Here is a 10473-nt window from a genome sequence, read left to right as displayed (position 1 = left end):
TAGCCTTTTATTTATTGCATATTCCTTATAAAATTATTATCAAGCTTTGAATATTTCATAATCAATTTAATGAGTTAGCATCAATGCTAACTGTATAGATATGAATTAGAACAATCTATGTTCGGCTCAATTATCACCTTATTTAGCCTTTTATTTATTGCATATTCCTTATAAAATTATTATCAAGCTTTGAATATTTCATAATCAATTTAATGAGTTAGCATCAATGCTAACTGTATAGATATGAATTAGAACAATCTATGTTCGGCTCAATTATCACCTTATTTAGCCTTTTATTTATTGCATATTCCTTATAAAATTATTATCAAGCTTTGAATATTTCATAATCAATTTAATGAGTTAGCATCAATGCTAACTGTATAGATATGAATTAGAACAATCTATGTTCACTCAATTATCACCTTTATTTAGCCTTTTATTTATTACATATTCCTTATAAAATTATTATCAAGCTTTGAACATTTCATAATCAATTTAATGAGTTAGCATCAATGCTAACGGTATAGATAAAAAAGTACAACTATATATAGTTAATAAATTATCATCTATATTTAACCTTTTATTAATTGCATATTCCTTGTAAATATTATTAAAACTTAATCAACTTGATAAATACGTATATAGATACAAATTAGAATATTTCTTCAATTTATATAGCAGCTACAGAGAAAATGAAAATATAGGACCTGTTACATGAGCTCCATATTCTAATAGTTCATAGGTAAATCACATATTTATGGATTAGCTGTGAATAGTAATCATAAAATTACAAAAACAGAATTTCACCTAGTTGCTAACGATAAAAATCTGAGAATTCTAAATTGTATGGAACAGCTAATCCGAACTTGAATTTGGAAGAAACCGCTCAGTAATCACAAAAGATTTAAAATCTTGATATCCGGTTTCTGCCTACATCAAAACATATACGAAAAGATAAATCAAAATACATGTAATATTTTAATGTCTTGAATTCTCTTGTTTTTTACTTCTCACCTATTTCAGCAGTACTGTTTTTAAATAAAGAATGTTATTATCGAAAACCGGAACTTGTGTATTCGCGATATGTATACCTCCATAGAAACCTGTGATTCAGCTTGTTTCCTTAATCAAAGCAGCAGTGCCTGCTTCCATTTCCCGCGCCGATAATAGATGATTCCTGCAATCACAGAAACAAGTGTAGCGGCAGGTATGGCAAGACCTATCCCGGTAAGGTCATGATTCCCGTATTGTGACAGGATAAATACCAGAGGGATACGGATGCACACGGATGCCGCTATGCCGTTGATCATGGCAAACAGTGTTCGGCCGCAGCCATTGAAGAAGCCGTTCATTGTGAATCCAAAGGCAACCAGTAGAAAATCATATCGGAAATAGTGTAGATATTGTTCTCCTGCAGTGATAACTGCCCCCTCCGCCTTAAAGATGCGAAGAATACTTTCAGAAGATATACCTGCCCAGACAAAGAATATCATGGAGGCGGTGAATGCAAATAAAACACTGATCCACAACGCTTTTCCAGCGCGTTTCCAATTTCCGGCACCGATATTTTGTGCAGCTATGGTGCTGATGGCAGATGCGATTGCCGTTGATGGCAGCATGGCAAAGCCTTCAAACTTGTTACAGATACCGGCAGCAGCACTAGCAGCGACGCCAAAGCCGTTGATAATAGCAGCTATGCATAAGAAGGAGACTGCCGATATGACCTCCTGTAAAGAAATGGGAAGACCGATTTTCAACAGCAGAAGTGCCTTATCCCTTTGCATATAAAAGCTGGATAAATGAAAATCAAAGCTGAATTTTTGTTTACGCAGAAAGATTATGGACAGCAGAAGAGATATCCCCTGAGAAAATGTTGTCGCAATGGCAGCACCTGCAGCCCCCATATGAAAGCCGGCAACCAGCAGAAAATCAAGCACGATATTAAACAAACAGGCAATGGTAATAAAATACAAAGGACTTTTGGAATCTCCAAGACCTCTGAGAACTGCACTGACAGCATTATAGCCAAAGCTGAAAATTATCCCCATACTGCATATATATACATAGCTGCAGGCATCTCTATAGGCTTCCTGCGGTGTTCGGATGAGGGATAGCAGCTGCGGTGTAAGCATTAGCATTACAACTGTCAACAGGATTCCCAGCAATAGAAAAAGCGTAAAGGTTGTGGCAATGGAAGATTTAATATCCTTGTCTTTGCCATTTCCTGCATATTGTGCAATCAATACGGTGCTTCCCATCGTCAGACCGGTAATCAAAGAAAGCAGCAGCTGGGTAATCTGAGAACCCAGTGACACCGCAGATATCTGTGCCTCGCTATTGTACCATCCTACCACCAGCAAATCGACGGTGCCATACAGTACCTGTATGAGGTTTGCTGCCAGAAAGGGCAGCGCAAACCACAGCAGGGCAGAGTATAAATTGCCATGCAGTAAATCTATTTTCTTTTGCATAGATTCCCCTCCTGATCTGTATTCATATACTCATAATAATGTTAAAAGCTCCTGTGGAGCTTCTGCCATGTAGCGACAGGGCAGGGATTCCGTTGTAACACTGCCCCATTTCGCCCAGACAAAATCCACATTGGCTGTTTTTGCACATTGTGCATCGTTCATGGAATCACCGACAAACAATAGCTCTCTTGAAGAGTATCCGGTTTTCTGCATGATATAAAGAAGCACATCAGGTGCAGGCTTGGTGCGTGCAACGACCTCCTGCACGCCAATACAGGAAAAACAGTCAAACGCCTCTTTTGTCAGCTGCTTTCGCAGTTCATAAAATGCGGCATAGCTGCGGGAGGTCGCAATACCAAGCGCATAACCGCGTTTGTGTAATTCAATCAACAGCTCATTGATTCCAGAGAATGGTTTTACGGTATCCATTCCTTTTTCACAGTGATGAAAACAGATATCCTCAAAGCGTTCCTTATCCTCTTCCGGCACGTTCAGATATGCACAGTTTTCCTGATCCGTCTGAAAATAACAGGGAATAAAATACGCATATGGTAAGGGCTTGCGATTCGGATACATTGTTTGATACCCTTCATATAGCATCGTAATCATAATGGCAGAGTCAATCAGCGTTCCATCGCAATCAAATACAACCATCTTATAGTTTTGCAATTCTCACAACCTTCTTTCACAATAGCGGCGCACTTCTTCCGCAGCCTGCTGTTCATCACTACCTTCAATTTCAAATAACAGAATTTCATTCCTGCCTACATTGATTTCCATCAGTTCAACGATTCTGCGCACATTGGCACTGCGTTGTCTGCTATGCACCATAATCGTACTGCTGTATTTTCGCGCCATCGCAGAAAGATCACTCGCCGGTCGCGCGTGAAGCCCCATATGGTTCTTTACCGTATATTGGAATGTAATCATTCTGTCACCTCATTTCATGTCAAATTTTTCATCCAGTGATTCCTTTTTATACGCACGGTACTTGTGATAACTTTTATCATATCATCGAAGCGCAGCACCGTAAATAAAAGCGGCACTGGTAATTTTAGGATAAGACCACACAAGTAAAGACAGGTTTTATTTTTGCTGATTTCAAGTATAACAATCGAATATAAATTGTGATACAAATGCATGTTTTGTTAACTGAATCATAATTAACAGGTAAAACAAGTATGCGGACAATTCCCAAGAAAAATGCTGATAGGAAACTATTTCCTTGTATTTACAATTTCAAATTCACAAAACACATCAGCATTTTGAAATTATATACAATGGAAATAACTATTATCAGCATCATCGTCTCAATATTTATTTATTATCATTCATCATGTGTATTGAAATATCCTTCTTCAGGTAAGGGTCCTATTGTTTTAATGATAATGCCATAGTCATAAGCAAGTCTGGCTGCCAATATCTCTACAATAGGTGCATACTGTAAGAATACAAATGGTGATTGTAATGGTTCAAAAACTAGGTCACACTCATGTCCGCTATCATTCCCAATAACAAATGCATCACCTACTTTGTCACGAACATAGCGAATCAGGCCCTTTGTAATCGTTTCATTATGTCCATCATCAAAAATCAGAATTGCATGGCGGTTTGTATACCCCATGGTCGGCCCATGCATGCCGTCATCCATATCATAGCCAACGCATAGAAATCTTCTGGCAATTTCCAGTATCTTTAACGCACCTTCTAATGCTGTTCCATATAAAGTTCCAGCACCATATAAAACAAAACCGTCCTTATTCATAAGTTTCCATTTATTACGATCAAACCAATCCATCGTCTTATCGCATATCTCTTCATGCATTGCTGCTGCTTTTTCTGCTTCTTTCAGATAGAACGTATAATCATTATTACTTAATGTTCCTTTTCTGAATCCAATTTCCATAGCGATAATCATATGCGTGAACACAGACATACAGTAACCGATGGTTCTGCATCCAAATTCTTCATTATCTGTTTCCATAAGGATATGACATCCACTCTCTTTTGCCAGTGGTGTTTCTGCAGACTCTGTAACTGAAGCTGTCGCATAACCAAGCTTTTTCATTTTACGTTGAGCAATGTTGACCAATGTAGATGTACCACTTTGCGATGTAAAGATATAAAGAGCGTTTGGATTATAAATCTTTTTCTCCAAAAAGATATTTGGGAGAATGGCTGTTGTTGAAATGCCACTTGCAGTTTCTACAAATTCTTTTGAAGTTTGGCAAGAAGTACCGCTTGTACCGGAACCGATTAACACGATTTCATTTATGATATCCAGACGTCCTTCTAAATATCGGAATAGATCCCTAGTTAGTTCCTTTCGTTCCTGCAGTACCTTCCTCACAGGTCTTGGAACACGACGAATTGTATCAATAAGATTCATAAATATTTCCTCCTTCACGCTATTTAGCGATTTTACTTATTTAAAAAATTCCAATATATTTTCCTGCAACGCCAATCACCATGAGAATCACAATAAGAGTTGTAGGCTTCATATTCTTATTCAGAAGTTTAAAACATCCCAGCGTAAGCAGTAATGGAAGCAGGCAAGGAAAGATTGTGTCTATCATTTCCTGAATTTTTAATTCACTGCCATTCATATTAAATACATATCCAATATTGACGACGACCATTGTTGCGGTCATTGCACCAACTGTCATTAACCCCACAATACTGGCAGCCTTTGTTATAAAACTCATAATTCCGCTTTCTTCAGCTTGTGTCATGAATTTAGATCCCATTTTAAATCCTACATATGGTAGCAGGATACGGCACGGTTCTGCCAAAAGATTATATAAAAGAAGAAAGACAATTGGCCCCAGAATATTACCATCCTTTGCAAGGCTTAATCCGATTCCCATCGTGATTACACGCCAAGTACTCTGAAAAATCGAATCACCGATACCAGCAAACGGTCCCATTAGAGAAGTACGAACAGCTGCTATGGATGCTCTGTCAAAATTTTTATCTTTAGCGCCCTGTACTTCCATAGCTGTACTCAAACCTGTAATAAATCCGCCTACAACAGGATTCGTGTTAAATAATTCATAGTGCCTTTTATAGCCTTCTATACGCTCCTCATCCGTTTCATACAATTTATTTATCACTGGAATCATGGTCCATAAATATCCCATGGCTTGAAATTTCTCCCATGTATATACGGCATTTATTTGATGAGAACGCCTTGCAACTTTTGCCATTAACTTTCCGTCTTCTTCATTTAAACCGAATTTCTCCCTAATCATCGAAAAGTTCCTCCTCTCCTTGAGCACTGGTTACTATTGTTTCAGTAGATCCTCTTCGCTTACTGAATTCACCTTCAAAGAATAATACAATCACTAGAATAACGCCTATTATCGCAATGGCCATAAGTGGCATTCCACAATAAGCTGCCATAATAAAGCCTAAGAAAAAGTAAACAGCCAGTTTTTTTTGCCACATCATTTTAAGAAGTAATCCGAATCCTACAGCTCCCAGCATATTAGCAGCGACACCCATACCATCAAGCAGTGTTTGCGGAACGCTATCAATAAAACTTCTCATCACATCTGCTCCAAGTAAAACCGCCAATCCGCAAATCGTACCATTGAATACTTCATAAGATATTGAAACAACAGGGAAAATTCGTTGCAAAGCTTTCCAATTTCCTTTACTTACCTGCCGCTCTACGTATGGTGTAAATAAAGAACGTAACCCTATACCTGGCACAAACAGCATTTGACATACAATAGAAGCTGGAACAGCAAGCGCAAATGCTGTTTCTATTCCCTTACCGAGTATTATCGCATACGCCGTACCTACAGCAGTTCCATGTATGGAATCCGGAGGCACCGTTCCACCAATAGCCATAACACCCATAAAAACAAGTTCAAGAGAAGCACCTACCTGCACTCCCGTCTTGACATCCCCCAAAGCGATACCCATTGCTGTTCCTACAATCAATGGTCTTGTTATCATCGGATTACATAGCCAGACATCCAAAAAATCAAGCATACAAACAGTAACTCCGACAAGCAGCGCCTGAATAATCATGTTCATTCCTCCTTTTCATTTAAATACTTATCAATACTAATTTTGTGTTCTGTAGGAACCATTCGTAATTCCAAATCGTTCACCAGTTTCCGTAATTCCTTCAGATTGTTAAGATCCTGAGCGTCCAAACATACAGCAGCTGCAATCATCTTTCCTCCTTCCTTATTCTTAACACCGCCAATGTTTACGCGATGGATACAATCTGTCGATTTTACCAGCTTCAAGGTATCCTGAATCGTTCTTGTTATTAAAAAGATTTTTATTTTCTTTGCATTCGGATTATTGAGAAGAGCGATTGCATCATCAACCGTTTTGATCGCCAGCTTTACACCAGCCGGCTTCGCCATTTTCAATGCCAGCTTGCTCATTTCGTTTGTTGCAGCTTCATCATTCGCAATCAGAATGGCTTCTGGCGCCACTGCTCCGACCCACGTCACTGCCACTTGTCCATGCAACAGGCGATCATCAATTCTACAAAGTTCTACCATAATTTATCATCCTCGATTCCTTTGTCAATTTCACTTTTTACACTTTGATAGTTAAATAACAGAATGTTTTCCCTGGCAGTATCTATTGTCTTCCTTAACAGCTCCTCAATATTTTCATGATCCTGTGTAAGCAACAGCTCTAATACAATAGACAATGTCATTCCGGTCATCAGATAGACCTTAGGATAGATGCATAAGTGCATGAGCTGATTGTGCACACTCCCGCCATTGATATCACAAAGCAGGATATATTCCTGTTCCTGATTCCGATCTATTTTATCTTTTAGTATCTGATAGATATCCTGCGGAGTCTTATAGGTATCCAACCCGTATGCGCTAATCCCCTGCGTACTTCCCATGATCATCTTTACAGCACTTAACATGCCCTCGGCCAATGAACCATGAGAAGCCAGTATGATGTTTCTCAAGCTCCTCCCCTCCTTTCCTGATATTTCACGCTTCACTAATCTATAAGCAAACTGCGTGCCAGTTTTCATCAATCCGGCACGCAGTTCTTGTTTATCCCTTTAAACAGGGACGAATTTGATTTTACAAAAGGCATCGTAGCTTCTATTCAAAAAGCTTCATTCAATCGTTTCCCATAATTCATTGACACTGTCATCCACCGCCTTGACACTGTCACGCTTAAAGATATAGTCGTAAATATAGCCAATTTCACTTACCGGAATTTCCACATTGTAATGCACCTCTACATCATGAAAAGCCCGTTTGACAATAGCGATAAAATCCCCATGCTTTTGTATGAAGGAATCCAGCTCATGAAACTTTGTCACATTCTTATTGATGATCAGCCGTTCGATCAGACAGCTGATATGAATGTATAGACCAAGCGTGATATTGCTGCTGAGAACCATCTGCAGCTCTCTTTGAATCGTCTTAATGATTTTTTCCACACTGTTGATAATCTTATCGCTGTCCAGAATAGTTAAATAATCCAGTAAATTATCCATAGAGAAATTTTTAATCATATTTTCATTAAAGGCTTCAATCTGATCCGGACGCATACGTTGGGCAAATGCTGCATTCGTTTTCTCCACACTCTTCTGTTCAATCATTTCCTCCAATGAAATAAAAGGGATCTCTGCTATCTTTGGATTCTTGGTTCCCACGATAAACAGAATATTATACTTTTCAAAGATTGAGGAGCTTCGTCCCGATTTGATCAGGGAATCGAAGTCATAAGGAATCACACTGATGGATACATGCTCCGGCAGGGACGCCTCCATCAGATTACTGATTTTCTCCGCCGTACCAATTCCTGTCTCACATACGGATAAGACAGCGTCCTGTTTTACACGGTTTTTGATAATTTTATAATGGTAAGGAAGATGACTACTTGCTTCCCTGAGAATATCCTGTATCGCCATTTTCTCTAAAATCATACTGCCAATATCCAGTGCCAGCTTGGTTGTGACATTATTGATGATACCGATATCCATAAGCTTAACACTTTCCAAGCGCTGATAGATATCCTCCAGAGATCCCATATCCACCAGAACGATAATCTCCTTACTGCTTTCTTTCCCCTTTAAGTACTCACTCAGCTTCTTCACAATGACATCGAAATCACTTTCAATCGGCATATCGATTGCATCAAACACCCGCTGCTTCAACAGTTGATTGGCAACCTCCGCAATTCCACTGGCTATCGCATAGCCATGAGCGATAATCACTGCCGGTATATCCGCAGCCTGCATTTCCCTGTCAAAATAGCGAATGAAAAGAAACAGATCCAGAAAACCAAACGGTCCCGGAACAAAGTTCAACGCATCACTGACCAGCTGCCAGATATCGCAGACAATTTCATATTCCAGTCCATATTCCCGATGCAAAAGATTTTGCAGTTGTTCCACATCCTTACGGTTACTGATTCTCAGCTGATTGATGGAAGCATAATTCTGCATGTAATCATTCATAAAATGAACAAGTATGGAAATCTCATTGTTTGAGAATTTCTCCAGATGATATTTATGAATCACGATATTCATGATATTTTTCACCAGATGATTCATCATATCAAGCTTCGGAGATTCATAGGTGTTTCCGGCAAACAGATAATCTACATATTGTTCCAGCTTTAAGCAGCAGCTTTCCACATAAACGGATAGCCTCGGCTCTGTTGGATTCATGGTACGGTATTTGTGAATCATATAGGAATTCAGCTTGTACAGGTGACCGTCCTTCTGCGTATTTACCAGCATTTCGCTGCTGCGTATCATCGTTTTATCGTCATAGCTGTAAAGTGTCAAATCCTTCCCGGAGCTTTCCAGCAAGTCGCTTGGCAGATCATACAGATGCAGCTCCACATGCTTCTGTTTATCCTGACTACGGAGAAACGCCTTGGCAACGCTGGCCCGGATACAGTTTTTCAATCCCCCGACATTACCAATGAAAACATGTCGCTCCAGCGTGCGATAGACCAGATCCGACAAACAGATTTCCCGCTGGATATGCTGTTCCTCCTCCTGTATCAGATATTGCAGAAGCCTTCGTTTCTCCTGCAGAGGACGCTCCGCAAGGGAGGGTACCTTGACAAGCAGAGGGATTCTTCTCAGCAGTGTTTTCAGCAGTACCTCGCTAGGCTGCATGGTTGTTGCGAAAATCAGTCTCGCCTTGGACTCATACCAGTTATCGTTATCCCCAACCATGTGGTAAATCCCCTTATCCATGAACAAAAATATCTTTTCCTGACATTCCGGTTTCAGTCCATGCACCTCATCCATAAACAGAATACCGCCATCTGCCAGTGCCAGCAATCCGAGGGTATCCTTTTCCGCACCGGTATAGGCACCCTTTTTATAGCCGAATAAATTGGTCATCAACATCTCCGGGTTATTTGCATATTCTGAGCAGTTCACGGTCACAAATCTGCTGTCGGAAGGTAAAATCCCGGTATCCAGTCCATATTGAAACATCAGCTGGGCAATCAGACTTTTTCCAGTGCCGGTAGGTCCCTGTAAAAGAATCGGGAGCCCATGATCAGGATAAGAAACAGCCGCCTTGCATTGCTCTACCACATAGCTCAGGCTGTCCTGGGCGCCGATCAGGTTCAGAAACGCATGCTTTTTATCCGCTGCCCTTACTTCATCGCGCATTTCATCCAGCGTTTCATAGATGTCGGCCTGCAGCTGTAGGAAAAACCGTTCCTCCAGTGTTTTTCGCAGAAAGAAATATACTGGACGTGTGTTGATTTTGATAATCTGTCCTCTCTGCTGCAGTTCACTCATATAATGAGAAATCAGATTTCGGCTGCATTGAAAATGATCACTCAGCCATGCTGCCGTCAATACCTCCAGCTCCTCAGATGACCAGCTTTTATCAAAATCCAGAATACTGCATTCTCTTTCCAGCAGTTCCAGAATGCCCTGCTTGATCGTATTATCGCTCATGCACTCTCTCCTTTTCTTTCATGAAATCTATGTATTTCAGAAGTGAACCACCCATACGTATTCTGT

9 protein-coding genes are annotated in these 10473 nt (G+C 39.9%); all 9 read right to left on the bottom strand.

The features are described from left to right. Positions 1–1127: 1127 nt before the first annotated feature. The 9 genes from NE665_RS19115 to NE665_RS19075 all read right to left on the bottom strand — a co-directional run bounded on the left by NE665_RS19115 (position 1128) and on the right by NE665_RS19075 (position 10407). Positions 1128–2471: an MATE family efflux transporter gene (locus tag NE665_RS19115; protein WP_117443107.1), complete on the bottom strand. Its 1344-nt coding sequence runs from the start codon at positions 2469–2471 to the stop codon at positions 1128–1130. Between the two features lie 30 nt (positions 2472–2501). Next, positions 2502–3140 (bottom strand): HAD family hydrolase, encoded by a 639-nt coding sequence (locus NE665_RS19110; RefSeq protein WP_117443108.1) that lies wholly within the window; start codon positions 3138–3140, stop codon positions 2502–2504. 3 nt (positions 3141–3143) lie between these two features. Beyond that, a complete protein-coding gene (locus NE665_RS19105) occupies positions 3144–3401 on the bottom strand; it encodes an HPr family phosphocarrier protein (protein ID WP_117443109.1) in 258 nt (85 codons plus the stop codon). A gap of 397 nt (positions 3402–3798) precedes the next feature. Beyond that, entirely contained in the window at positions 3799–4860 is a 1062-nt protein-coding gene (locus NE665_RS19100) for an SIS domain-containing protein (RefSeq protein ID WP_117443110.1), read from the bottom strand. A gap of 40 nt (positions 4861–4900) precedes the next feature. Beyond that, positions 4901–5722, bottom strand: coding sequence for a PTS system mannose/fructose/sorbose family transporter subunit IID (locus NE665_RS19095; RefSeq protein ID WP_117443111.1), 822 nt, complete (start codon positions 5720–5722; stop codon positions 4901–4903). Next, complete coding sequence (locus NE665_RS19090; RefSeq protein WP_117443112.1) at positions 5715–6509, bottom strand: PTS sugar transporter subunit IIC; 795 nt, start codon at positions 6507–6509, stop codon at positions 5715–5717. The genes NE665_RS19095 and NE665_RS19090 overlap by 8 nt, the downstream gene beginning before the upstream one ends. 2 nt (positions 6510–6511) lie before the next feature. Continuing rightward, positions 6512–6997, bottom strand: a complete 486-nt coding sequence (locus NE665_RS19085) for a PTS sugar transporter subunit IIB (protein ID WP_117443113.1) — start codon at positions 6995–6997, stop codon at positions 6512–6514. After that, positions 6991–7425 (bottom strand): PTS mannose transporter subunit IIB, encoded by a 435-nt coding sequence (locus NE665_RS19080; RefSeq protein ID WP_117443114.1) that lies wholly within the window; start codon positions 7423–7425, stop codon positions 6991–6993. The genes NE665_RS19085 and NE665_RS19080 overlap by 7 nt, the downstream gene beginning before the upstream one ends. A gap of 156 nt (positions 7426–7581) precedes the next feature. Then, positions 7582–10407 carry a sigma 54-interacting transcriptional regulator gene (locus tag NE665_RS19075; protein ID WP_117443115.1) on the bottom strand — a complete coding sequence of 942 codons (2826 nt, stop codon included), beginning with the start codon at positions 10405–10407 and terminating at the stop codon, positions 7582–7584. Positions 10408–10473: the final 66 nt, after the last annotated feature.

Origin of the sequence: Clostridium sp. DFI.1.208, from assembly GCF_024463855.1 — a bacterium.
Lineage (GTDB): Bacteria > Bacillota_I > Bacilli_A > Erysipelotrichales > Erysipelotrichaceae > Clostridium_AQ.
This window is presented reverse-complemented; position numbering and strand designations above follow the sequence as displayed.

Bases quoted from the DNA above. Each gene is read 5' to 3' on its own strand.
- NE665_RS19115 (WP_117443107.1), bottom strand. From the start codon at position 2,471: ATGCAAAAGAAAATAGATTTACTGCATGGCAATTTATACTCTGCCCTG.
- NE665_RS19105 (WP_117443109.1), bottom strand. From the start codon at position 3,401: ATGATTACATTCCAATATACGGTAAAGAACCATATGGGGCTTCACGCG.
- NE665_RS19100 (WP_117443110.1), bottom strand. From the start codon at position 4,860: ATGAATCTTATTGATACAATTCGTCGTGTTCCAAGACCTGTGAGGAAG.
- NE665_RS19095 (WP_117443111.1), bottom strand. From the start codon at position 5,722: ATGATTAGGGAGAAATTCGGTTTAAATGAAGAAGACGGAAAGTTAATG.
- NE665_RS19090 (WP_117443112.1), bottom strand. From the start codon at position 6,509: ATGATTATTCAGGCGCTGCTTGTCGGAGTTACTGTTTGTATGCTTGAT.
- NE665_RS19085 (WP_117443113.1), bottom strand. From the start codon at position 6,997: ATGGTAGAACTTTGTAGAATTGATGATCGCCTGTTGCATGGACAAGTG.
- NE665_RS19075 (WP_117443115.1), bottom strand. From the start codon at position 10,407: ATGAGCGATAATACGATCAAGCAGGGCATTCTGGAACTGCTGGAAAGA.